General features: G+C 66.0%; 20 protein-coding genes. 10 read left to right on the top strand and 10 right to left on the bottom strand.

All coding sequences use genetic code 11. From position 1 onward, the window contains the following. The first annotated feature begins 239 nt into the window (after positions 1-239). Positions 240-623, top strand: coding sequence for a hypothetical protein (locus A7E77_RS11810; protein WP_063688217.1), 384 nt, complete (start codon positions 240-242; stop codon positions 621-623). Positions 624-891: 268 nt separating this feature from the next. On the opposite strand, the gene A7E77_RS11805 is transcribed toward A7E77_RS11810, so the two are convergent. Both A7E77_RS11805 and eno read right to left on the bottom strand, forming a co-directional pair. After that, positions 892-1173 carry an FtsB family cell division protein gene (locus tag A7E77_RS11805; protein ID WP_017978090.1) on the bottom strand — a complete coding sequence of 94 codons (282 nt, stop codon included), beginning with the start codon at positions 1171-1173 and terminating at the stop codon, positions 892-894. A 107-nt stretch (positions 1174-1280) separates the two neighbouring features. Further along, positions 1281-2558, bottom strand: a complete 1278-nt coding sequence (gene eno, locus A7E77_RS11800; RefSeq protein ID WP_063688215.1) for a phosphopyruvate hydratase — start codon at positions 2556-2558, stop codon at positions 1281-1283. A gap of 144 nt (positions 2559-2702) precedes the next feature. Here eno and A7E77_RS11795 point away from each other — a divergent pair, with 144 nt between their 5' ends. From A7E77_RS11795 to A7E77_RS11775, 5 genes are all read left to right on the top strand, one after another. After that, the gene (locus A7E77_RS11795; protein ID WP_063688213.1) at positions 2703-3164 is read left to right on the top strand and encodes a hypothetical protein; all 462 of its coding nucleotides are present in this window, start codon (positions 2703-2705) and stop codon (positions 3162-3164) included. 7 nt (positions 3165-3171) lie between these two features. Next, positions 3172-3531 carry a phage holin family protein gene (locus A7E77_RS11790; RefSeq protein ID WP_063688211.1) on the top strand — a complete coding sequence of 120 codons (360 nt, stop codon included), beginning with the start codon at positions 3172-3174 and terminating at the stop codon, positions 3529-3531. Next, positions 3528-3857: a DUF3618 domain-containing protein gene (locus A7E77_RS11785; protein ID WP_063688209.1), complete on the top strand. Its 330-nt coding sequence runs from the start codon at positions 3528-3530 to the stop codon at positions 3855-3857. The genes A7E77_RS11790 and A7E77_RS11785 overlap by 4 nt, the downstream gene beginning before the upstream one ends. A 37-nt stretch (positions 3858-3894) precedes the next feature. Beyond that, positions 3895-4320 (top strand): hypothetical protein, encoded by a 426-nt coding sequence (locus A7E77_RS11780; protein WP_063688207.1) that lies wholly within the window; start codon positions 3895-3897, stop codon positions 4318-4320. Between the two features lie 193 nt (positions 4321-4513). Then, the gene (locus tag A7E77_RS11775; protein ID WP_017978084.1) at positions 4514-4744 is read left to right on the top strand and encodes a DUF4170 domain-containing protein; all 231 of its coding nucleotides are present in this window, start codon (positions 4514-4516) and stop codon (positions 4742-4744) included. 464 nt (positions 4745-5208) lie between these two features. On the opposite strand, the gene greA is transcribed toward A7E77_RS11775, so the two are convergent. The 3 genes from greA to carA all read right to left on the bottom strand — a co-directional run bounded on the left by greA (position 5209) and on the right by carA (position 10550). Continuing rightward, the gene (greA, locus tag A7E77_RS11770; protein WP_017978083.1) at positions 5209-5685 is read right to left on the bottom strand and encodes a transcription elongation factor GreA; all 477 of its coding nucleotides are present in this window, start codon (positions 5683-5685) and stop codon (positions 5209-5211) included. Between the two features lie 80 nt (positions 5686-5765). Continuing rightward, a complete protein-coding gene (gene carB / locus A7E77_RS11765) occupies positions 5766-9089 on the bottom strand; it encodes a carbamoyl-phosphate synthase large subunit (RefSeq protein ID WP_063688205.1) in 3324 nt (1107 codons plus the stop codon). Positions 9090-9368: 279 nt separating this feature from the next. Then, positions 9369-10550: a glutamine-hydrolyzing carbamoyl-phosphate synthase small subunit gene (gene carA / locus A7E77_RS11760; protein WP_063688203.1), complete on the bottom strand. Its 1182-nt coding sequence runs from the start codon at positions 10548-10550 to the stop codon at positions 9369-9371. Positions 10551-10692: 142 nt separating this feature from the next. Between carA and A7E77_RS11755 the strand changes: the two genes are divergently transcribed. The 3 genes from A7E77_RS11755 to rpoD all read left to right on the top strand — a co-directional run bounded on the left by A7E77_RS11755 (position 10693) and on the right by rpoD (position 15451). Further along, positions 10693-11145, top strand: coding sequence for a GatB/YqeY domain-containing protein (locus A7E77_RS11755; protein ID WP_063688200.1), 453 nt, complete (start codon positions 10693-10695; stop codon positions 11143-11145). 389 nt (positions 11146-11534) lie between these two features. Beyond that, the gene (dnaG, locus tag A7E77_RS11750) at positions 11535-13415 is read left to right on the top strand and encodes a DNA primase (protein ID WP_063688198.1); all 1881 of its coding nucleotides are present in this window, start codon (positions 11535-11537) and stop codon (positions 13413-13415) included. Further along, the gene (gene rpoD, locus A7E77_RS11745) at positions 13415-15451 is read left to right on the top strand and encodes an RNA polymerase sigma factor RpoD (protein ID WP_063688196.1); all 2037 of its coding nucleotides are present in this window, start codon (positions 13415-13417) and stop codon (positions 15449-15451) included. The genes dnaG and rpoD overlap by 1 nt, the downstream gene beginning before the upstream one ends. Before the next feature lie 187 nt (positions 15452-15638). Here rpoD and A7E77_RS11740 read toward each other — a convergent pair whose 3' ends face one another. The 5 genes from A7E77_RS11740 to A7E77_RS11720 form a co-directional block, all read right to left on the bottom strand. Continuing rightward, entirely contained in the window at positions 15639-15953 is a 315-nt protein-coding gene (locus A7E77_RS11740; RefSeq protein WP_063688194.1) for a cytochrome o ubiquinol/quinol oxidase subunit IV, read from the bottom strand. After that, entirely contained in the window at positions 15950-16576 is a 627-nt protein-coding gene (locus A7E77_RS11735; protein WP_063688192.1) for a cytochrome c oxidase subunit 3, read from the bottom strand. Before A7E77_RS11735 ends, A7E77_RS11740 begins: the two co-directional genes overlap by 4 nt. Further along, positions 16573-18672, bottom strand: a complete 2100-nt coding sequence (locus A7E77_RS11730) for a cbb3-type cytochrome c oxidase subunit I (RefSeq protein ID WP_063688190.1) — start codon at positions 18670-18672, stop codon at positions 16573-16575. The genes A7E77_RS11735 and A7E77_RS11730 overlap by 4 nt, the downstream gene beginning before the upstream one ends. Continuing rightward, positions 18669-19535, bottom strand: a complete 867-nt coding sequence (locus A7E77_RS11725; protein ID WP_063688188.1) for a COX aromatic rich motif-containing protein — start codon at positions 19533-19535, stop codon at positions 18669-18671. Before A7E77_RS11725 ends, A7E77_RS11730 begins: the two co-directional genes overlap by 4 nt. 107 nt (positions 19536-19642) lie before the next feature. After that, positions 19643-22120, bottom strand: coding sequence for a glycoside hydrolase family 3 protein (locus A7E77_RS11720; RefSeq protein ID WP_063688185.1), 2478 nt, complete (start codon positions 22118-22120; stop codon positions 19643-19645). 188 nt (positions 22121-22308) lie between these two features. Between A7E77_RS11720 and A7E77_RS11715 the strand changes: the two genes are divergently transcribed. Continuing rightward, positions 22309-24381, top strand: coding sequence for a TonB-dependent siderophore receptor (locus tag A7E77_RS11715; protein ID WP_063688183.1), 2073 nt, complete (start codon positions 22309-22311; stop codon positions 24379-24381). Positions 24382-24387: the final 6 nt, after the last annotated feature.

Genomic DNA, 24387 nt, shown 5'->3' with positions numbered 1-24387 from the left:
TTCATCCGGCGCTGCGGTCCCTCGCAACATGAATGCCTCGTCATCTTCTATACCAAGCGGTATAAAAGCGGATCACCGCGCCGTCAACGGCTTTCGTACCGGTCGGTATTAAAAGAATGGCGGCCTTGCCGACCATAGGGATTGCGCCGATTTTGAGCCGCTCGCGCCGCCCCTGATGTCCGACGGGATACGCCCGCGATCCCAACGCGTTACCTGTCATCCCACGACAGGAGGCACCGATGCCCGACACCAGCAAGGTCGATCCCGGCCGCGACACGACCGGCAATCCCTTCGATCGCGATGCCGGCCACTACGGCCTGGATTATCACCGCGACCGCGAATCCGACCTCGGTCGCCAGACCCCCAGCGGCACAAGCGCCGCCCGCCCCGACGATCCGCATCCGCCGCAAGACCCGAACCTGCCGCCCGAAAACGGCCTGCGCGCCTCGTTCGACCCTCAGACGGGCGCGGTTCACGGCAGCGGCAGCGGCGCCGGCGGCGGCAATCCCGGCGAGGACTTCAGCAGCGACGCCGCGGCCGGCGACGGTTACCCACAGACCGGCGGCGAAGGACGCGACAAAGGCGGCGACACCGACCTCGGACCGCCGCATTCCCAGGAATGATGGCGGGGAATTGATATCGCCGCACCTTCAGCGAAGACGCAACCTTGGTAGAGGCCCACCTCCGCAAACCCCACCCCGTCATGCCGGACTTGTTCCGGCATCCACCGGGCCGCAGGGGGACGGCAAGAGGCTCGAACCACCCCCCTCGCCGCAGAGTGGACCCCGGAACAAGTCCGGGGTGACGAAGAGTGTGAGGGGTGTGAAATCAACGACGAAAACCGCGCGCTCGCGGCATAACCCCCAAACGCACCCAACGCGCCCACCGCCCCTACTTCAACGGAACGATCACCTCATCCGGATGCGCCACGTTCAATTCCTTGCGCACCATCTCATCGACCATATCCGGATTGGCATGGTCGGGGTCGAGCAAGGCGACGCGGTTCTGCAGCACCGTCCGCTTCTGGTCGAGCGAGGCATATTGCACCTCCCGCCGCGCCAGCTGCTTCTTGTAATCGCCATAGGCCAGGATGCCGTTCGGCCCCAGCACGGCATAGGCACCGAAAAACGCCATGATCGTAAAGCCCAGCGCGGGCAGCGCGGCACGACGCATGACCTTGCGGAACGCGGTCGATGGGTTCGACCGCCCTCCGTTCGTGCCTTTCCGTGCCGTTACCGCCCGCGCCATGGTTTACATCCTCGCTTGCATCCCGTCCGGGATCAAGCCTTCAGAACGCTCCGGCCCGCATATCGTGCCGAGTCGCCCAATTCTTCTTCGATGCGAATCAGCTGGTTGTACTTGGCGAGCCGGTCCGAACGGGCCAGCGAGCCGGTCTTGATCTGGCCGCAGTTGGTGGCGACCGCCAGGTCGGCGATCGTCGCATCCTCGGTCTCGCCCGAACGATGGCTCATGACGGCGGTGTAGCGGTTGCGCTGTGCCATGTTCACCGCTTCCAGCGTCTCGGTCAGCGTGCCGATCTGGTTGACCTTCACCAGCAGCGAATTGGCATAGCCGCCCTCGATGCCGCGCTTCAGGCGCTTGGGGTTGGTGACGAACAGATCGTCGCCGACCAGCTGCACCTTGTCGCCGATCAGATCGGTCAGCGCCTTCCAACCTTCCCAATCGTCCTCGCTCATGCCGTCCTCGATCGAGAAGATCGGGTAGCGACGGGTCAGGTCGGCGAGATATTCGGCCATCGCGCCGCTTTCGAGCACCTTGCCCTCGCCCGAGATATTGTAGCGGCCGTCCTTGTAGAATTCGGTCGCCGCGCAATCGAGCGCCAGCATCACGTCGTCACCCGGCGTATAGCCCGCCTTCTCGATGCTCTGCATGATGAAGCCCAGCGCCTCTTCGGTGCTGGCGATGTTCGGCGCGAAGCCGCCCTCGTCGCCCACGCCGGTCGCCAGCCCCTTGTCGTGCAGCGCCTTCTTCAGTGTGTGGAAGATTTCCGATCCGCAGCGCACCGCCTCCAGAATGTTCTCCGCGCCGACCGGCACGATCATGAATTCCTGGAAATCGATCGGGTTGTCCGCGTGCTCGCCGCCGTTGATGATGTTCATCATCGGCACCGGCAGCATGTGCGCCGACACGCCGCCGACGTATTTGTACAGCGGCATGCCGCGCGCTTCCGCCGCCGCCTTCGCCGCCGCCAGGCTGACGCCCAGGATCGCGTTCGCGCCCAGGCGCCCCTTGTTCTCGGTCCCGTCCAGCTCGATCATCGCCGCGTCCAGATCGGCCTGATCCTCGGCATCCATGCCGATCAGCTTCTCGACCAGCTCGCCGTTCACCGCCTCGACAGCATCGTCGACGCCCTTGCCGCCCCAGCGGCTCTTGTCGCCGTCGCGCTTCTCGACCGCCTCATGCGCGCCGGTCGACGCGCCCGAGGGCACCGCCGCGCGGCCGAAGCTGCCGTCCTCCAACAGCACGTCGACCTCCACCGTCGGGTTGCCGCGGCTGTCGAGGATCTGCCGGCCATGGATGTCGATGATTGCGGTCACGTAACGATGCTCCTACCTCTGGGGCTCAGATGCCGCGGCCTCTACCCGCTCGCCGCGCGGGCGGCAATTGCCTGCCGCAAGGGAACCGGCCGTCGTCGGCCGGGGTTAGAGGCTTCGATACGAGACTGTCACGAAAGGGCCACCATGTCCGATACCGATCTGAACCCCGTCCTGGACGGCGACACCCTCTCCTCCACCGCCAGCAGCGATGCCGATGGCGCGACCAGCCGCGTCGAACAGGCGAAGCAGACCGCCAAGGACTATTCGGCGAAATACGGCGCGCAGGCGACCGACAAGATCCGCACGCTGGCCGACACCGGCAAGGAGCGCGCGATCGGCGGCCTCGACCAGCTGTCGCAGATGATCCAGGACGCTGCCGGCCAGGTCGACGACAAGCTTGGCGCGCAATATGGCGACTACGCCCGCTCGGCAGCCGGCGTCGTCTCCAACTTCTCCGGCCAGATCCGCGACAAGAACGTCGACGAGCTGCTCGACGACGCGCGCGCCTTCGTCCGCAAGAGCCCGGGTGTCGCGATCGGCGTCGCCGCGGCGCTGGGCTTCGCGCTCGCCCGGGTCGTCCAGTCCGGCCTCGACGACAAGGCGTAAGGGGCTCGTGGCGGTCTTGCCGACAATTGAAACCGCGGGCGCTGGCGAGGAAGGGATCACCGACCTCGTCAGCCAGCTCGTCGAGGACGCCCGCGGGCTCGCCAGCGCCGAAGTGGCGGTGGTCAAGGCCCGGATCGGCGAACGCGTCAGCGCCTATCGCAGCGCGATCGTGTTCTTCGTCGTCGCCGGGGTGCTGGCGCTCGCTGCGTTGATCACGGCGCTGGTCGGTGTGGTCATGACGCTCGCGACGCTGATCGGCCCGGGCCTCGCGACGCTCGCCGTCGTGATGGCGGTGCTCGCGATCGCCGCCAGCCTCGCCCTCATCGGCAAGAGTCGCCTCGCCCCTGCCACGGAGAAGCAGCTGTGACCGATCCCGCCACCCGCCTGCTCGACGCCGAAGCGGAAGCCGCCGCGGCGCGTGAACGCCTGTCGGGCACGTTGCGCAAGCTGCAGGTTCGCCTCAACCCGCGCGATCTCGCCAAGCAGGCGGCGCGCGACGTCGCCGACAAGGGGCAGGCCGCGGCCCAGGCCAGCCTCGACACGGCGGTGCGCAATCCCCGCGCGGTCGCCGGAGTAACCGCCGTCGCCGGCCTGTTCCTCGCCCGCCACCGCCTCGCCGGCCTGTTCCGCAAGAAGGACAAGCCGCATCGCTTCAAACGCAATCACGAACCCGGCCTCGGCCCCAAGGACTGATCCGCGTTCCCCGCGCATCCACGCAAAGGATAGACCCATGACCGACACCCAGACCCAGGATCGCGTCGCCGACGCCACCGCCGACATCAAGGCCGAAGTGCATGACCGTCTCGACGATGCCAAGCACGCTGCCAGCGACGCCGCGCGCCGCACCGCCGACGCGATCGAGGCGAACCCGCTCGCCATCGTTGCGGGCGGCATCGCGATCGGCGCGCTCGCCGGTGCGCTGATCCCGCGTTCGGCGAAGGAAAAGCAGCTGCTCGCCCCGCTCGGCCGTTCGCTCGGCGAGCGCGCCCGCAGCGCCGTCGCCGCCGCGCGCGAAGCGGGCGCCACCGAACTCCAGAATGCCGGCCTGTCGAAGGACGCTGCCAAGGATCAGGTGAAGTCGCTGTTCCAGGGCATCGCCAAGGCCGCGACCACCGCAGGTTCCGCCGCGGCGCAGTCGGCCCGCGCCAAGGATTAAGCCCAATCCCCTCATTGCGAGCGAAGCGACGCCATCCGGAGCCGGACCATGACGCCCTGGATCGCCGCGCTTCGCTCGCCATGACGAAACGGTGCCCCGATGGCCCACCCTACCTAGGCCATCCGGGGTTCAATATTGCGCCGCAACACGCTAGGGATGGCGGGGTAAAACATCACCCCAGGAATCTCAGCGCATGAGCAAGCTCCACCTCGTCTTCGGCGGCCGCGTCACCGATCCCCGCACGCTCGACTGGGCCGATCCGTCGAAGCTCGACGTCGTCGGCATCTTCCCCGACTATGCGAGCGCCGAAAAGGCCTGGCGCGCCAACGCCCAGCGCACCGTCGACGATGCCGAGATGAAGTTCGTCGTCGTCCACCTCCACCGCCTGCTCGAACCCGACCTGGTCACGACGCCCGAAGCGTAAGCGGACGGGGGCGCCTCGCCCCCACTGCGCCCCGGACCGGGTGCGGGGCCGCAAAGATTATGGTTAAGACGTGCGGAACGCCGCAGCGTCCGAGTCACGTTGACAGAGCCGGCCCACCGCCCCCCCGTCATTCCCGCGAAGGCGGGAATCCAGACACGCTAACGACAGCGATAAAGTCGAGAGCCCTCGGCATATGGATTCCCGCCTCCGCGGGAATGACGGCGTGGGCGGGGTCGCGTCGTGCGATCAACAGCAGATGACGGCCGTGGGTTAGACACCTAGCCGCGACGTAAAAGCCGAGCAGCGCTTCGGCTAAAGGCGAGACCACCCCCCCCGTCATCCCGGCGAACGCCGGGATCCATGGAGGCGAAAAGGCTGCTGTGTCCCACCAACGCGAATGGCGCCGTGTCCATGGATCCCGGCCTACGCCAGGATGACAAAGGGGCGGGCGAACCCGCACCCCCTCAGATAAACTCGACCTTCGACACCACATAATAGCGGTCGCCCGCCGGCACCGACACCTCGACCTCGTCGTCTACCTTGCGCCCGATCAGCGCGCGGCCCAGCGGCGAATTGTACGAAATCCGGCCCGTCTTGGCGTTCGCCTCGGTCTCACCGACGATCTGGTACTTCACCGGCTTGTCGTCGTCGTCGAGCAGCGTCACGGTCGCGCCGAACACCACCTTGTCGCCCGACAGCTCGCGCGGATCGATGATCTGCGCGCGCGACAGCTTGCTTTCGATGTCGGCGATCGTCGCCTCATTCTGGCCCTGCTGCTCCTTGGCAGCGTGATATTCGGCGTTTTCCGACAGGTCGCCGTGCGCGCGGGCTTCCTCGATCGCGTCGACGATCAGGGGGCGTTCGGCTTTCAGACGCTTCAGATCCGCGGTGAGCTTCTCATAGCCCTCCTGGAGCATCGGCATCTTTTCGACGGTCGCCATGTGTCAGTCCCCAATTGCTTCATCCCCGCGGGCGGGCCGTTTTCTGGCCCGCCCCCGCACATCACGTCATTATGTCGGGATCAGTTGTGCGACTGCGAATAGTAGGATTGCAGGGGGCGGACTTCAAGGGAGGCGACGCCGATTGCCGCGGCGGCCTGCACGCTGGCGGGGGCCGTGGTGAAATACGGGATCTTCTGCGCCAGCGCCGCCTGCCGGATCGGCTTGGAATCCTTCAGGCTCTGCCAGCCTTCGGTGGTGTTGAAGATCAGCGTCACCTCGCCGTCCATGATCCGGTCGAGGATATGCGGCCGCCCCTGCGCGACCTTGTTGACCTTCTCCACCGCCAGCCCCGCGGTCTCGAGGTAATCGGCCGTGCCGCCGGTCGCCAGCACCTTGAACCCGCGCGCCAGCAGCGATTTAACCGCCGGCACGATATGCGGCTTGTCGCCGTCCTTCACGCTGACGAAGGCGGTCCCGCCGGTCGGCAGCACGGTGCCCGCGCCCAGCTGCGACTTCATGAAGGCGGTGGTGAAGTCGGGGTCGATGCCCATCACTTCGCCCGTGCTCTTCATTTCCGGCGACAGGACAGGGTCGATGCCGGGGAAGCGGTTGAACGGGAAGACAGCTTCCTTGACCGCATAATAATCGATGTGGCGGTCGATCGGCGGCATGTCGGCGAGCTTCTCGCCCGCCATCACGCGGCTGGCGATCTTGGCGATGGGCGCGCCGATCGCCTTGGCGACGAAGGGCACGGTGCGGCTGGCGCGCGGGTTCACCTCGATCAGATAGACCTCGCCATCCTTCACCGCGAACTGGATGTTCATCAGCCCCTTGACGCCCAGCGCATGCGCCAGCGCGACCGTCTGCCGCTCGATCTCGGCGATCGTCTCGGCGCCAAGCGAATAGGGCGGGATCGAGCACGCGCTGTCGCCCGAATGGACGCCGGCTTCCTCGATATGCTGCAACAGGCCCGCGACGACCACCTCGTCGCCGTCGCACACCGCATCGACGTCCACCTCGATCGCGTCACGCAGATATTGGTCGATCAACACCGGGCTGTCGCCCGACACCTGCACCGCGGTCTGGATGTAATCGTCGAGCTGCTGAAGGCTGTCGACGATCTCCATCGCCCGCCCGCCCAGCACATAGCTGGGGCGCATCAGCACCGGATAGCCGATCCGCTCCGCCGCGGCGACCGCCTCGTCCCGGCTGCGCGCCAGGCCGTTCGCCGGCTGCTTCAGGCGCAGCTTGCTGACCAGCGCCGCGAACCGCTCGCGGTCCTCGGCCAGGTCGATCGCGTCGGGGCTGGTGCCGAGGATCGGGATCCCCGCCTTCTCCAGCGCGCGGGCGAGGTTCAGCGGCGTCTGCCCGCCGAACTGCACGATCACGCCGGCCAGCTCGCCCTTCGACTGTTCGACGTGCAGGATTTCCAGCACATCCTCTGCCGTCAGCGGCTCGAAATACAAGCGGTCGGACGTGTCATAGTCGGTGCTCACCGTCTCCGGGTTGCAGTTGACCATGATCGTTTCATAGCCCGCATCCGCCAGCGCGAAGCAGGCGTGGCAGCAGCAATAGTCGAACTCGATCCCCTGGCCGATCCGGTTCGGGCCACCGCCCAGGATCACCACTTTCCGCCGGTCGGACGGCATGCTCTCGTCCTCGGGCTCGCCGAACGACGGCGCCTCATAGGTCGAATACATATAGGGCGTCTTGGCGTCGAACTCGGCGGCGCAGGTGTCGATCCGCTTGAAGACGGGGCGCACGCCCAGCCGGTGACGCAGGCTGCGCACCTCGTCCTCGGTCACGCCGCCGGTCATCGCGACGACCGCCTCATGGATCAGGCCCGATCCCCGCGCGATGCCCCGCTCCATGCCGCGCAGATTGGCGGACTTCAGCGCCAGATAGGCGAGCCGCTTGTCGCTGAAGCCCATCGCCTTCAGGCGGCGCATGCCCGCCGCCTCGATCGGCAGGCCGTTGCGGCACACTTCCTCTTCGGCCGCGACGATCTCGGCGATGCGTTCGAGGAACCACGGATCGAACTTGGCGATCGCATGCACCTCGGCGACGGTGAAGCCTTCGCGCAGCGCTTGCGCCGCGACCAGCAGCCGATCCGGCGTCGGGTTGGCGAGCGCCGCCTCGATCTCCGCGCGCGGCGCGCCGACCAGATGGTCGACCGCGTTGAAGCCCGACAGGCCCGTCTCCAGCCCGCGCAGCGCCTTCTGCATCGATTCCTGGATGTTCCGGCCGATCGCCATCACCTCGCCGACCGACTTCATCGCGGTGCCCAGCACCGGCTCAGCGCCCTTGAACTTTTCGAAGGCGAAGCGCGGAATCTTGGTGACGACATAGTCGATCGTCGGCTCGAACGACGCTGGCGTCGCGCCGGTGATGTCGTTGTCGATCTCGTCCAGCGTATAGCCCACCGCCAGCTTCGCCGCGACCTTGGCGATCGGGAAGCCGGTCGCCTTGGACGCCAGCGCCGACGAGCGCGACACGCGCGGGTTCATCTCGATGACGACCAGGCGGCCGTCCTTGGGGTTCACCGCGAACTGGACGTTCGACCCGCCAGTCTCGACGCCGATCTCGCGCAGCACCGCGATGCTGGCGTTGCGCATGATCTGATATTCCTTGTCGGTCAGCGTCAGCGCCGGCGCGACGGTGATGGAATCGCCCGTGTGGACGCCCATCGGATCGACGTTCTCGATCGAACAGATGATGATGGCATTGTCGTTGCGATCCCGCACGACCTCCATCTCATATTCCTTCCAGCCGAGCAGCGATTCCTCGATCAGCACCTCGGTGGTCGGCGACGCGTCCAGCCCCTTGCGCACCATGTCGACGAATTCGGACCGGTTGTAGACGATGCCGCCCCCCGATCCGCCCATGGTGAAGCTCGGGCGGATGATCGCCGGCAGGCCGGTGATCTCCAGGCCCGCGAGCGCCTCCTCGACGGTATGCGCGATGGCCGAGCGGGCGCTTTCCAGCCCGATCTTGTCCATCGCCACCTTGAACTTCTGGCGGTCCTCGGCCTTGTCGATCGCCTCGGCATCGGCGCCGATCATCTGGACGCCGAACTTTTCCAGCGTACCGTCATGGAACAGCGCCAGCGCGGTGTTGAGCGCGGTCTGCCCGCCCATCGTCGGCAGGACCGCGTCCGGGCGCTCCTTCTCGATGATCTTGGCGACCACGGCGGGCGTGATCGGCTCGACATAGGTCGCGTCGGCCAGCTCGGGATCGGTCATGATCGTCGCCGGGTTCGAATTGACCAGGACGATGCGATAGCCCTCTTCCTTCAGCGCCTTGATCGCCTGCGTGCCCGAATAATCGAACTCGCACGCCTGACCGATGACGATCGGCCCCGCGCCGATGACGAGGATGGAGGAGATGTCGGTGCGTTTAGGCATCTATCTGGTGACCAATTATCGGGCGAACGCCCATTGTTGATAAGCGACGTTGGACACAGTCGAAGTCCTGACTGTGGCCATCCGTCCCATATTCCACCGCAACCAAACCACCCTGGGGGCCCTTGTGGTCGCGAACATGGTAGATGAAGCTTCTGTCCACACGGCATTCGCTCGCCGCCTGATACAAAACATCCTCACCGGCCGAAGGGCTGACTACCCAGACAGCTCCACCGACAATGATGGATAGGCCGCCGAAAAGTATGGCCCACTCGCGGCGTTTCACCGCAATGATCCCACAAACTTTTCGAACAGATACAAACTATCCTGCGGCCCCGGGCTGGCCTCCGGATGATACTGCACGCTGAACGCCGGGCGATCCGTCAGTTCCAGCCCCGCGTTGCTCCCGTCGAACAGCGACACATGCGTCTCGCGCACGTTGGCGGGCAGCGACTCCCGTTCCACCGCGAAGCCGTGGTTCATGCTGGTGATCTCGACCGCGCCATCGCTCAGGCGCTTGACCGGATGGTTGGCGCCGCGGTGGCCCTGGAACATCTTCGTCGTCCGCGCGCCCACCGCGAGGCCAAGCAGCTGATGCCCGAGGCAGATGCCGAACAGCGGCTTGCCCGTATCGAGCAATTGCCGGATCACCGGCACCGCATAGTCCCCGGTCGCGGCCGGATCGCCGGGGCCGTTGGACAGGAAGATGCCGTCTGGATTCTGCGCCATCACGTCGTCGAACGTCGCCTGCGCCGGCAGCACCGTCACCTTCGCGCCGGCCTTCACCAGATTGCGGAAGATGTTGTGCTTGCTGCCGTAATCGATCGCGACGACGTGCGGGCGCTCGCCCTCGCCGGCCGCGCCATAACCGAAGCCCAGCCGCCACACGTCGCCCTCGCGCGCTTCGCCCCAGGCGTAATGCGTCTCGGTCGACACGGTCTTGGCGAGGTCCATCCCCTCCAGCCCCGGCCAGGCGCGCGCCATCTCCAGCAGCGCATCAAGGTCGAACTCGCCGCTCGCCGAATGCGCGACCACGCCATTCGGCGCACCGCCCGCGCGGATGCGGCGGGTCAGCGCGCGCGTGTCGATGCCCGACAGGCCGATGCGCGCATGCCGCTTCATCCAGCCGTCCAGCCGCTCGACCGCGCGGAAGTTCGACGGCTCGGTCACGTCCTGCCGCACGATCATGCCAAGCGCATGCGGCGCATCCGCCTCGATATCGTCGGGATTGGCGCCGACGTTGCCGATGTGCGGGAAGGTGAAGGTGATGATCTGGCCCGCGAACGACGGGTCGGTCATGATCTCCTGGTATCCGGTCATCGCGGTGTGGAAACACACCTCGCCCACCGCCGCGCCTTCCGCGCCGAAACCGCGGCCCCAGGCCACCTCGCCGTTCGCAAGAACCAGAACGCCCGTGGCCCCATCGGGCTTTGCGGGCATGGCAATGGGCTTAGGCTCGGCCATGGCTTGGCGGGCACTCCTGAAGGTTTCGTCTATGTCGCTAAGTGGCGCCCGCTACCCCCCAGCTTGGTCTAGGTCAACCGGTTCACGGGGCCGCCGCTTTCCGCTAGGGTCACCGGCTTTCCCGTATTCGAGGCTTTCTTCCATGATTCGCGACGACATCAAGGCCGCCCAGGTCTCCGCCATGAAGGCCGGCGACAAGGAAGCGCGCGCCGCGATCGGCCTGATCCAGGCGGCGATCAAGAACCGCGACATCGAACTGCGCACCGGCACCGCCCCGACGGATGACGATGCCGTGGTGGTCGAGGTGCTGCAAAAGATGGTCAAGCAGCGCCGCGAATCGATCCAGATGTACGAAAGCGGCGGCCGCCAGGAACTCGCCGACGCCGAAAAGGCCGAGGTCGCGGTGATCGAACGCTTCCTCCCCGCCCAGATGAGCGACGCCGAAACGACCGCGGCGATCGAGGCGATCAAGGCGGAACTCGGTGCCACCGGCATGAAGGACATGGGCCGCGTCATGGCCGAACTGAAAGCCCGCCACGCCGCGAACCTCGACATGAGCAAGGCGAGCGGCCTGGTGAAGGCCGCGCTGTCGTAAGCGAAGGCGCGCAACGCCCACCCCACCCACTCCGTCACCCCGGACTTGTTCCGGGGTCCACCGGGCGGCGGGGGCAGCGCAAGAGGCTCCAGCCGCCCCCCTCGCCGCAGAGTGGACCCCGGATCAAGTCCGGGGTGACGAGGGATTTGCGGCAGTCGACGCCAACCACGCCTCTGTCCTACACGGAACAAACCGTGTATAGAGCACCTCGCTCTTTGCCATCGTCCACCCGACCCGCGCTCCCGGGGCGCGAACGGCCATTCCCGCGGCCCGCTCGCACAGGGCCGCATTCCGAACGTTACATACTGTCCACTTCGTCCACTTCCGCGCGCCTCCGGCATCGGCGCATTGCCTAAACGCCCCTCGTCGGGCATAGTAGAATCGCACGCATGAGCCTGTCCCCGCAGTTCCTCGACGAGCTTCGCGCCCGTACGTCGCTGTCGGCGCTGATCGGCAAGACGACCAAGCTGACCAAGGCCGGCCGCGAGATGCGCGGCTGCTGCCCGTTCCACAACGAAAAGACGCCCAGCTTCTACGTCAACGACGACAAGGGCTTCTATCACTGCTTCGGCTGTTCGGCGCATGGCGATGCGATTCGGTGGATGACCGATCAGCGCGGCCTGCCCTTCATCGATGCGGTGAAGGAACTGGCGCAGGCCGCCGGCATGGAGATGCCCGCGCAGGACCGTCGCGCCGCTGCCAAGGCCGAACGCGCCAAGGGCCTGCATGACGCGATGGCCGACGCCGCGTCGTGGTTCACCGAACAGCTGAACGGCATCGGCGGCACCGAAGCCCGCGCTGTCCTCGCCAAGCGCGGCATCACCCCCGACACCGCCCGCACCTTCGGCATGGGCTTCTCCCCGGACAGCCGCGGCAAGCTGAAGACCGCGCTGAAGGATTACGGCGACCCCGCGCTCGTCGAATGTGGCCTGCTGATCCAGGTCGAGGGCAAGGACCCGTACGACCGCTTCCGCGGCCGGCTGATGATCCCGATCCGCGACGCCCGCGGCCGCGTGATCGCCTTCGGCGGCCGCGTGATCGGCGACGGCGAGCCCAAGTACCTCAACTCGCCCGACACGCCGCTCTTCGACAAGGGCCGAACGCTCTACAACCTCGACCGCGCCGCCCCCGCCGCCCGCAAAGCGAACCGCGTGCTGGTGGTCGAAGGCTATATGGACGTCATCGCGCTGTCGCAGGCTGGCATCCACGAAGCCGTCGCCCCGCTCGGCACCGCGCTCACCGAAGCGCAGCTCGAACGGCTGTGGCGGATGGTCGACGTGCCGATCCTCTGCTTCGATGGCGACAGTGCCGGACAGAAGGCGGCGTTGCGGGCGGCGAACCGCGCCCTCCCCATGCTCGCCCCCGGCCGCAGCCTGTCCTTCGTCACGCTGCCTCAGGGGCAGGACCCCGACGATCTGGTGAAGGCCGGCGGCGCCGCCGCGATGGAGGCATTGCTCGGCCAGCCCCAGCCGCTGGTCGACCGCCTGTGGCAGAGCGAGGTCGCCGCCGGTCCGCTCGACACGCCCGAACAGCGCGCCGGCCTGAAGCAACGGCTCGCCGATCTCGCCGCGACGATCGCCGACGTGTCGGTCCGCAAGGAATATGAAAGCGACTTCCGCAATCGCTTCTACGAGCATTTCGCGCCGAAACGCCGCGCCTTCACCCCCAACGCATCGCGCCCCCAGGGCAAGCGTGGACCGGACGGCCAGTGGAAACAGCCGATCGCCCCGCCGACCGAGGATGTGAAGGCCTTCCACGCCGCCGGCATCGATCGTGTGCTCGCCAAGGCAGTGCTCGCCGGCCTGATCCGCCATCCGGTGGAGATCGCCCGGCATATGGAGGTGCTTGGCAGCCTCAAACTGGTCGATGGCGCGCTCGGCCGCTTGTTCGAAGCGGTCGTCGATGTCGCGCTCGAGGATCAGGCGCTTGATAGCGCGCGTCTGCGCACCATATTGGCGCGGAGTGGGTTCGATACGATCGCCAGCGATTTGTTGAGGGCCGACACGATGCCCTATTCGTTCACGCAAAGCGGCGGCGACGTCAGCCGCGCCCGGGCCGATCTTGACGAGGCGATCGCCATTCTGGTGGCCCGCCCCGAAGTCGACCTGGCCCTGCACGAGGCGACCGTCTCGATGCAGGCGCATTTCACCGATGCGGCGTTCGAACGGCAAGTGGCATTGGTGAAAGAGAAACAGGCGTTGGAGCTTCGACTTGCAAATCTCGTGCAAGCGAACGAAGACGCCCGAGCGTTTGGTTCCGAGGACAATTGATGGCGAAGCTTAACGGTAACGGTGGTGACGACGGTAGCGATGGGGCCGATGCACCGCTGATCGACCTGAACGATGCCGACATCAAAAAGCTGATCGCGCGCGCCAAGAAGCGCGGCTACATCACCTACGACCAGCTGAACGAGGCGCTGCCGCAGGACCAGATGTCCTCCGACCAGCTCGAAGATATCATGGCCGCCCTCAACGAGATGGGCGTCAATATCGTCGAGAACGAGGAAGCCGGCGAGGACGGTGACGAGAAGGAAGCGTCCGAGGAGGACGAGGCCGAGGTCACCGAGGTCGACGGCGATGGCACCGCCGCGCCTGCGCTCGAAACCAAGAAGAAGGAAACCGTCGACCGGACCGACGATCCGGTCCGCATGTACCTGCGCGAAATGGGCGCGGTCGAACTGCTCAGCCGCGAAGGCGAAATCGCCATCGCCAAGCGGATCGAGGCCGGTCGGGACACGATGATCCTGGGCCTGTGCGAATCGCCGATCACCTTCAACGCCATCATCGACTGGTCGACGCAGCTCAACGAAGGCACGATGCAGCTGCGCGAGATCCTCGATCTCGACGCGATGCTGTCGAAGGGTCCGTCGGCCGAGCAGGTCGAAGGCGCCGAGGACGACGACACCGGCGAGATCAGCGAAAAGACCGCCGGCGCCAGCTTCAAGGAAGAGGCCGAGCCCGAGGAAGCGTCTGCGGACGACGAGGACGAGGACGGCAGTCCGCGCCCGCCGCGTCCCAGCGACGACGAGGAGGAGGACAACACCCTCAGCCTCGCGCAGATGGAAGAGACGCTCAAGCCGCAGGCGCTCGAGCGGTTCGCCAACATCACGGCGCTGTACAAGAAGTTCAGCAAGATCCAGCAGGCGCGCCTCGATGCGATGCAGGCGGGTGGCGAGCTGTCGGCCGCGGACGAGCGCAAGTATCAGAAGCTGCGCGAAGAGCTGACCGCCGAGGTCGAGAGCGTCCAGTTCCACAACGCCAAGATCGAATATCTCGTCGACCAGCTCTACGCTTTCAACCGGCGCCTCACCGCGCTCGGCGGCCAAATGCTGCGTCTGGCGGAACGCCACAAGGTCAGCCGCAAGGACTTCCTCGACCGCTATGTCGGCCACGAGACCGACGACACGTGGCTGCAATCGGTCGCGAAGCTCGACAAGAAGTGGGGCAATTTCGCTGCCAACGAGGAAGCGGCGGTCGATCGCATCCGTGGCGAGATCAGCGAGATTTCGCAGCAGACCGGCATGGCGCTCGGCGAATTCCGCCGCATCGTCAACATGGTGCAGAAGGCGGAGCGCGAGGCGCGCATCGCCAAGAAGGAGATGGTCGAGGCGAACCTGCGCCTCGTGATCTCGATCGCCAAGAAGTACACGAACCGCGGCCTGCAGTTCCTGGACCTGATCCAGGAGGGCAACATCGGCCTGATGAAGGCCGTGGACAAGTTCGAATATCGTCGCGGCTACAAGTTCTCGACCTATGCGACCTGGTGGATTCGCCAGGCGATCACGCGCTCGATCGCGGATCAGGCGCGCACGATCCGTATCCCGGTCCACATGATCGAGACGATCAACAAGCTGGTGCGCACCAGCCGCCAGTTCCTGCACGAACAGGGCCGCGAGCCGACCCCGGAGGAGATGGCCGAGCGCCTCTCCATGCCGCTGGAGAAGGTCCGCAAGGTGATGAAGATCGCCAAGGAGCCGATCTCCCTCGAAACGCCGATCGGCGACGAGGAAGACAGCCACCTGGGCGATTTCATCGAGGACAAGAACGCGGTCATTCCGGTCGACGCCGCGATCCAGGCGAACCTGAAGGAAACGGTCACCCGCGTGCTCGCGTCGCTGACCCCGCGTGAGGAGCGCGTGCTGCGCATGCGCTTCGGCATCGGCATGAACACCGATCACACGCTGGAAGAGGTCGGCCAGCAGTTCTCGGTCACGCGCGAACGTATCCGCCAGATCGAGGCCAAGGCGCTGCGCAAGCTGAAGCACCCCAGCCGCAGCCGCAAGATGCGCTCGTTCCTGGATCAGTAACTGCCCGCCCAATTTCCGTTCGCCCTGAGCCTGTCGAAGGGCGGGCTTCCACAAGCATCGTCATCGCTTGCGGAAGCCCGTGCTTCGACAGTGAGCCAGGTCAAACCATCCCCCGGATGGTTTCAGCCGAGCCTGGGGGGCTCGGCGGCCTGCTCACCAGCACGAACGGATGGGAACGGGGCGGCCCCTACCCCATCCGCCCCCTCAGGTTGAACAGGATCACCAGCGTCCCGCTCGCCATCAGTGCGATGATCAGCGCGGTGAACAGGATCAGCTGCAGGTCGTGCCGCGACGACCGCTTCAGCCCGATGTGGAGGAAGCAGCGGAACTGCACCACCATCTGCACGAACCCCAGCGCCAGCACGATCCCGAACGTCGTCCGGCTCGCAAAGCTCAGCCAGCGCACCGCGACGAATGCCGCGGCCGTTAGCGCCAGCGACCCCGCATAGCCGATCGCATAGGTCCGTAGCGCCGCCGCCCGCCCCTTGGCCGGATCGCTCATCGGATCGCCCCCGGCAGATAGACCAGGCTGAAGATCGCGATCCAGACGATGTCGATCAGGTGCCAGAACAGCCCCAGCCGCAGCAGATTGACCCGCACCCTGGCATCGCAACCGTAAGCCAATATCTGCCCGATCATCACCACCAACCAGAAGCTGCCCAGCGTGACATGCAGCCCATGCAGCCCGACGAGGGCGAAGAAGGACGACAGGAAGCCGCTCCGGGTCGGAACGGCGCCATGAGCGAACATTGTCGCAAAGTCGTTTGCCTCCAAAGCCAGGAAGCTCAGCCCTAGCCCCAATGTTGCGACCAGCCAGCCGATCAGCACGCGCCGCGGCTCGCGCCAGGTCATGGCGACGCTCGCGCGGCCGAACGTCGCACTGCTGGTCAGGAGCAGCAGCGTTTCGACGAAGGTCGGCAGCAGCTTGAACTCGGACGCCGGCGTCGGCCCGCCGACGGTATTGCCGACCATCGTGCCATAGGTCGCGAACAGCAACGCGAAGAGCACGGCGTCGCTCATCAGGAACAGCCAGAAGCCGAAGATCGCCGTCTCCGCCCGCTCCTTGTCCAACCCCTCGCTTTTACCGAGCGGCAGGCCGACATGCGCCAGTTCGGGATCGCTCATGCCTTGATCTCCGCCCGACCGCGGTTGGCGTCGCTCATTTCCGTCTGCCGCGGCGTCGGCAACGTCGCATGGACCAACGCGAGCCAGGCATCATGCTCCGCCGCGACCTGCCGCGCCGGAATAGTCCGGTGCTGCCCCCGCCCGAAGCTGCGCAACACCACCGCCGCAACTATCAGCTCGACACCCACCACCGCGAGCCACCACATCCCCCACACCAGCCCGAATGCCGCCATCGCCGCGGACAGGCCGATTGCCATACCGCTCATGGCATTGCGCGGCATGTCGATCGCCTCATAGCCTGCGGGCCGCCGGTACGGATCGGGCTTCGCCGCATCGTGCTTGCGGTCGTAGAACCAGTCGCGCCGGTCGACCGGCGGCAACACGGCAAAGTTATATGCCGGCGGCGGAGACGGGATCGCCCATTCAAGGCTCCGCCCGTCCCATGGATCGCCAGCCAGCACCCGGCGCCGCTCCCGATCGCGGATGCTCACCCACAATTGCATACCCAGCGAGGCGAGCGCGGCGAGCAGCACGAATGCGCCGACGCAGGCGACATACAGCCACGGTCGGAAATCGGGTTCGAAGATCGCACTCGTCCGCCGCGCCATCCCGCTCGCGCCGAGCACGTACAATGGCATGAACGCGAGGTAGAAGCCCCCCACCCAGCACGCCACCGCAACCCGCCCCCAGCGTTCGTCGAGGCGGAACCCGAACGCCTTGGGAAACCAATAGGTGTAACCGGCGAGCATCCCGTACAGCAGCCCCGGGATCAGCATGTTGTGGAAGTGCGCGACGAGGAACAGCGTGTTGTGGACGAGGTAATCGAGCGGCGGCATCGCCAGCACGATCCCGGTCAGGCCGCCAAGCACGAACGTCATCATGAAGGCGATGGCATACAGCATCGGCACGCTGAACCGCACCTCGCCGCGAAACATCGTCCAGATCCAGTCGTAGATCTTCACGCCCGTCGGCACGCCGATCGTCATCGTCGCGATGCCGAACACCGCGTTGATCTCAGCCGATTGCCCCATGGTGAAGAAGTGGTGGACCCAGACGGTGAAGCTCAACACCGCGATCGCCATCGTTGCGATGACCAGCGAGGTATATCCGTACAGGTCCTTGCCGGAGAAGGTCGACACGACTTCCGAATAGACGCCGAAGGCGGGCAGGATCAGGATGTACACCTCCGGGTGGCCGAACAGCCAGAAGAGGTTGGCGTAGTTCATCATGTTCCCACCGAGGTCGTTGGTGAACATGTGGAAGCCCAGATATCGGTCGAGCGCGAGCAGGCCCGTCGCGACGGTCAGCGGCGGCAGCGCGAAGATCATCAGGATCGCGGTGCAGAGCGACGTCCAGCAGAACATCGGCATGCGCATCATGGTCATGCCCGGACAGCGTAGCTTGTACAGCGTGCAGGCGATGTTGATTCCCGCCATCGTCGAGCTGATCGACGACAGCGTCACCGCCCAGATCCAGTAATCGACGCCGACGCCGGGGCTGAACGCGCGCTCGGTATAGGGCGGATAGCCGCTCCACCCGCCGGTCGAAAACTGTCCGACGACGAGGCTCGCCATCATCAGCCCCGCGGCACCGATCGTCAGCCACAGCGCGATCGAATTGGCCCATGGGAAGGCCATGTCGCGCGCGCCGATCTGCAAAGGCATGACGTAATTGATCAGGCCAGTGAGGAACGGCATCGCCATGAAGAAGATCATGATCGACCCGTGCGTCGAGAACAGCTGGCCGAAATGATCGGGCGACAGGAAGCCCGGATCGCCGATCGCCACCGCCTGCTGCACGCGCATCAGCACCGCCTCGACCAGCGCGCGGGCGAGCATCACGAAGGCCGTCACGATGTACATGATGCCGATCTTCTTGTGGTCGAGGCTGGTCAGCCATTCCGTCCACAGCCGGCCCCACAATCGATAGCGGGTCAACAACACCACGACTACAACGGCGCCGATCACCACCAGCCCGCCGGCCGCGGCACCGACGATCTCGCTCGCATTCGGATCCTGCCACGCCCGTACGAACGGCAGATCGGCCCAGGCGAACCGCCCCAGCAGCGCCGGGAAGACGGGGGACGCGGCGGTCATCGATGATCCTTTTTATGGCCGTGATCGCCCGCCTGGGCGACGACCCGGTCGAAGAGCTGCGGCGTCACACTGGAAAAGACGACTGGTTGCGCGATGACCGAACGCGCCGAAAGCCGCCGCCACGTCGCCGCATCGAGTGGGCGGTTGGCTCCTCGCGCCTGCGTCAGCCAGCGATCGTACGCGCCAGCCGGAAGCGCCACCACGTCGAAGCGCTGATGTGCAAAGCCGTCACCATTGTATTGCGTGTTGGCGCCGCGAAAGGTGCCGGGGCGCGATGCCATGATGTGGAGCTGCGTCGTCATACCCGCCATCGCATAGACCTGCCCCGCAAGCTGCGGGATCATCAGCGACTGCATCACCGTACCGCTGGTCAGCCGGATACGCACCGGACGCCCGACGGGAATGGTCAGCCGATCGACCGAAGCGACGCCCTGCCCCGGATAGATAAACACCCATTTCCAATCGAGTGCGATCGCCTGCACCTCGACCGGTGACCTGCCGGGAAGCGGCCGATAGGGATCGTCGCGGATCGTATGGTGCCACAGCAGCACCGCCAGACCGATGACGATCGCGGTTGGCGGGATCCAGATCAGCGCCTCGACCGGCCAGGAAAACGACCAGTTCGGGCGATAGGCATGGCGGGTGTTCGACAGCCGGTAATGCCAGGCGAACAGCGGCACGAGCAGCAGCACCGGGCCGGCGACGAAGACGAGCACGCAGGCGAGCACGACGAACAGATGACGCTGATCCGCTGCAACCGGCCCGGCGGCGTTGGCGAACCCGTGCGACAGCGCGGCACAGCCACTCGACGCCAGCACCAGCGCACCGCCGACCACCAGCCGCACGAGACCCTTTGTGCGCACGTCGTCCCCTTCTCGATCCGGTCCCCATCGCCGGCATCCCATGTCGTCAGACGAATGCCCGGCAGGCCGGTTCCCACGCGATCAACGCGAGGATCGGCTGGCTTGGTTCAGCGCTTACCGCAGCTCACCGGTCCCGGCGGCGCGCTGGCGATGCGGATGCCCGAGACATCCATGCCGAGCCGCCCGGTGGTCGCGATCACCCAGGGGCGCTGCACCGCCCCCATCGTCGCCCCACCCTGCGCAAAGCAGCGCAGCGGCACGGCGATCTGCCGCCATTCGCCGACTTCGCCTTTCAGTGCACCGGTGATCGGCAAGGTGCCGGCCGCCTTACCCAGCACCCCCAGCGTTACCTCCGCGGTGGGCGCCTGCGTCACACGATAGTCGACGATCAGGCTAAGATCGCCATTCGTCTCGCGCGTCAGATCGATCGGCGTCGCCTCGTCCAGATAGGCACTCGCTGCACCCGTGCCGGCGAAGGTGAGGCGCAGGCTATCCTCCTGCGACGTGCGATCGACCCGGCTTAGCTGCACCGGTCCCTGTGTCTCCAACCGCGCGCCGGGGACGATGCGCCCGCGCACGAACAGAGCGTTCTGATCGGCCGCACCGCCCGCAGGCCTTGCCTCGCTCAGCTGCGGCACCGTCGAGCCCTTCGCATAGGTCAAGCCGTAGCCGAACGGGAACAGCGGGTCGTAGTTCGGATCGCGCCGGTTGAGCACATATTGATCGAGCCGCTTGGGCCACGAAAAGCTGAGCGTACCGTGAAAGTCGTTGCGCGGCTTGCCGTCGCGCCCTGCAATCAGCACGTCGGCGACGCCGCCGCCCTCCGTGCCGGGCAGGAAAGCCGCGACGAAAGCATCGGCCGCGTTCAACTCCGGGTTCACCCACAGCGGCCGCCCCGACAGGAACACCGCGACGACCGGGATACCGGCCGCCTTCAGCCTCTTCAGCAGCGCAAGGTCGCTCTTGTCTTCGGGGCTATATTCCAGCGTCGGGCGGTCGCCGGTAAATTCGGCGTAGGGCGTTTCGCCGAACACGACGATCGCAGCATCGGGCTTGGTCGTATACGCGCCATCGACCGCCAGCGTCGCCTTGCCGCCGCCCGCCCGCACCGCCCGATCGATCCCGCTCCAGATCGACTGGCCGTTCGGGAAGGCGGCATTGGTGACGCCCGTGCCCTGCCAGGTGATCGACCAGCCGCCCGACTGCTGGCCGATATTGTCCGCGCCGCGGCCGGCGACGAGGATATTGGCACTGGACTTCAGGGGCAGCACGCCGCCGTTGTTCTTGAGTAGCACGAGCGATTCACGCACCGCCTGACGCGCGATCGCGCGATGCTCGGGAGAACCCAGCAGGTCGAACTTGCCCGCCATCGGCCGCGACGACGGCCGCCCGGCATCGAACGTGCCCGCCAGCATCTTGACCCGCAGGATCCGCCGTACCGCATCGTCCAGCCGCGCGGCCGGGATCGTCCCGTCCTTCGCCTCGCGCAGCGTGTTCGCGTACAGCTCCTTCCACTTCGGGCCGGAATACATGAACATGTCGAGGCCTGCATTGATCGCTGCCGGGCAATCCTCGTTGCTGCACCCTGGCACCTGGCCGTGCGCGTTCCAGTCCCCGATCGCGAAGCCGTCGAAGCCCATGCGCTGCTTCAGCACGCCGGTCAGCAGGCTCTTGTTGCCGGTCATCTTGACGCCGTTCCAGCTGGAAAAGCTCGGCATGACGGTCAGCGCGCCCGCGGCGAGGCCGCTTTTGTAGCCCGCAGCATGGACGTCGCGCAGCACCTGTTCGCTGACGCGCGTATCGCCCTGATCACGGCCGCCGGTGCCGCCATCGCCCAGGAAATGCTTCACCGAGGAAATGACATGGCCGGGCGCCATGAAGTCCTGACCGACCGCGCCCTGCAGCCCTTCGACCATCTGCCCGGCATAGGCCTGAACGATCTCCGGCTCTTCGGAATAGCTTTCGTAGGTCCGACCCCAGCGGTCGTCCTGCACCACCGCGACCGTCGGCGCGAAGCTCCAGTCGATACCGGTCGCCGCCGTTTCCGCCGCGGTCGCCGCGCCGATACGCCGGATCAGCGCAGGGTCGCGCGTCGCGCCAAGGCCGATATTGTGCGGGAACAGCGTCGCGCCGACGATATTGTTGTCGCCATGCACCGCGTCGGTGCCCCAGATGATCGGCACGACCGGCCGCCCATCGCTGCGCTTCACCGACGCGTCGTAGAATGCGTCGAACAGCTTCAACCATTCCGCGGCAGGGGCGAATTCATCGCCGTTGGGCGCAGAATTGCCGCCGTTGAGGACCGAACCGAGTTTGTACGTCTCGAGGTCCTTGGGCGTGATCGAGGCGATATCGACCTGGATCAGCTGGCCGACCTTATCCTCCACGCTCATCCGCTTCAGGATCGCGTCGACCCGCGCCTCGACCTTCGGATTGCGTTTCAGCTTCATCGGCAGCGTCGGCCACAGCTCGGGGTGCGCGACGCCGGCAGAGGCCGCCTGCTGCGCAAGCCCCTCCCCTGTCACCATGCCGGCCGCCAGAGCGCTGGCGGCAACGATCATCGCCACGCTGCGGGAAAACGCCATTCAACCTCTCCTGATCCTGTCGGGCTGACTTGCCGGGCAGAGGCGAGCGCCGTCAACCGCTTAGGTCCGCGCTTCATGGTTTCGCTATCATAAAACCATTACCAGCAGTGGCACCCAGCTACCCTTCGAGATAATTGCATGCGATTCGCAATAGCGATATTGGCCCCGCCGTTACCAAAGGGGATTTCATGTCAGCTTTCGCATTGCTCGCCGGAACTGCGCTGGTCGCGTTGACACCGGGCGCCGCCGCCACCGACGATACTACCGACGCCCAGCGTAAGGTCGCAGATGGCCAGTCGGGCGGGGATATCCTCGTCGAGGGCCACGTGACCGAAGCGCAGGCGTCGACCAAGACCGACACGCCGGCGATCGAGGTGCCGCAGCCGGTCACGGTCATCCCGAGCGAGACCTATCTGTCGCAGGGCGCGATCAGCGTTGCCGATACGATGCGCTATGCGGCGGGCGTGCTGACCGACCCGTATGGCCGCGACACGCGCGTCGACACGTTCACGATCCGCGGCGTCAGTGCGCTCCAGTTTCGTGACGGCATGCGTGACATCTACAGCTATTACGTCAACATCGCGTCGGACCCGTACAATTTCTCGCGGGTCGAGGTGGTGCGCGGCCCCGCCTCGGTCTTGTTCGGACAGGGATCGATCGGCGGGCTCGTCAATCTCGTGTCGAAGACGCCGGTGTTCACGAACACGGGCGAGGTGCAGCTGACCTATGGCAGCTTCGATCGCAAGGAGGTGCTGGCCGACCTCAACCTTGCAGCCGGCGACAAGCTGGCGGGGCGCATCGTCGCGCGGGTGCGCGATTCGGGCACCTATGTCGATCACGTTCCCGACGACCGGATCATGATCGCCCCTTCGGTCACCTGGCGCCCGGACGCGCGCACCGATGTGACGCTGCTCGGCCTCTACCAGCAGGACAAGACCGGATCGACGCTCAACTTCCTGCCGATCGTCGGCACGGTGCGCGACAATCGCGGGCGGCCGCCGCTCGATCCCTATCTCTTCGTCGGCAAGCCCGGCTGGGATCGGTATGACGGACGCATGTGGCAGGGGTCGGGGCTGCTGACCCACCGGTTCAGCGATGCAGTGAAACTGAGCCTGAAGGCGCGCTACATCGATAGCCACCTCACCTATAACACCCATTATCCCGACAGTTATTCGAACCCGACGGATCCTTACGTGCCGGGCAGCGACGGCCGTCTGATCGGCGTTTACGCGGGGTCCCAGCTCGGGCGGCTGAACGTCTTGTCCACGGACAATAACGTGCAGGCCCGCTTCAACACCGGCGCGCATATCGAGCACACATTGCTCGCGGGGGTCGACTACAGTTGGAACAAGGTCGGCATCACGTCAGCCTATGATTACCAGACGATCGACCTGTACAATATCGACTATGCCACGCTCGCGACGCCGGTCGCCACCGACCCCTATTCGCGCACGACCCAGTCCCAGTTGGGCCTGTATGCGCAGGATCAGCTACGCTTCTACGATCGCGTGTCGCTCGTCCTCGGCGTCCGCCGTGATCATGTGATCGGCCACAGCGGCGCAACCCGCACATCGGACAGCGCCACCACCTTCCGCGCCGGCATCATCGGCGAGGTCGCGGCGAACATCTCGCCCTTCTTCAGCTATACCGAAAGCTTCCAGCCGATCGCAGGGACGACCAGCGATGGCAGGCCGTTCCGTCCGCAGACCGGCACGCAATTCGAAGCGGGCGCCAAGTGGCAGCCGGGCCCGAACACAATGGTCACCGCCACCGCCTTCCGCATCAAGGAAAACGGCCGCCCGATCACCGGCCCCGGCATGCGGATCACGCAGACCGGCGAACTGTTGACGAAGGGGTTCGAGGTCGAAGCGACGCACAGCCTGCCCGGCCGGTTCGACCTGTCGCTCGCCTATGGCCACAACACGATTACCGGCGACGAGGAAGCGGCGGGATATTTCCCGCGCACCATCGCGTCGGCGTGGACGACGAAGAGCTTCGACGCAGCGCTCGGCACGCTGCGGCTGGGTGCGGGCGTGCGCTATGCCGGCCGGCAGGTGACGAGCGACGCCAATTGGTCGATCGTCACGCCGGCCCGCGCGATGGTCGACGCCCTCGCCGAGATCACGCGCGAGCGGTGGCGGCTGTCGCTCAACGCGACCAACCTGTTCGACCGGCGGGGCTATGCCTCATGCCTGGTCCGCGGCGACTGTTTCGCCAACGCGCCGCGCAACGTGATGCTGTCGCTGCGCTACGGCATCTGACGATAC

Source organism: Sphingomonas sp. NIC1 (assembly GCF_001638925.1).
Taxonomy (GTDB): Bacteria; Pseudomonadota; Alphaproteobacteria; order Sphingomonadales; family Sphingomonadaceae; genus Sphingomonas; species Sphingomonas aquatilis.
The sequence above is the reverse complement of the archived record's forward strand: the minus strand, read 5'-3'. Positions and strand labels throughout refer to the sequence as shown.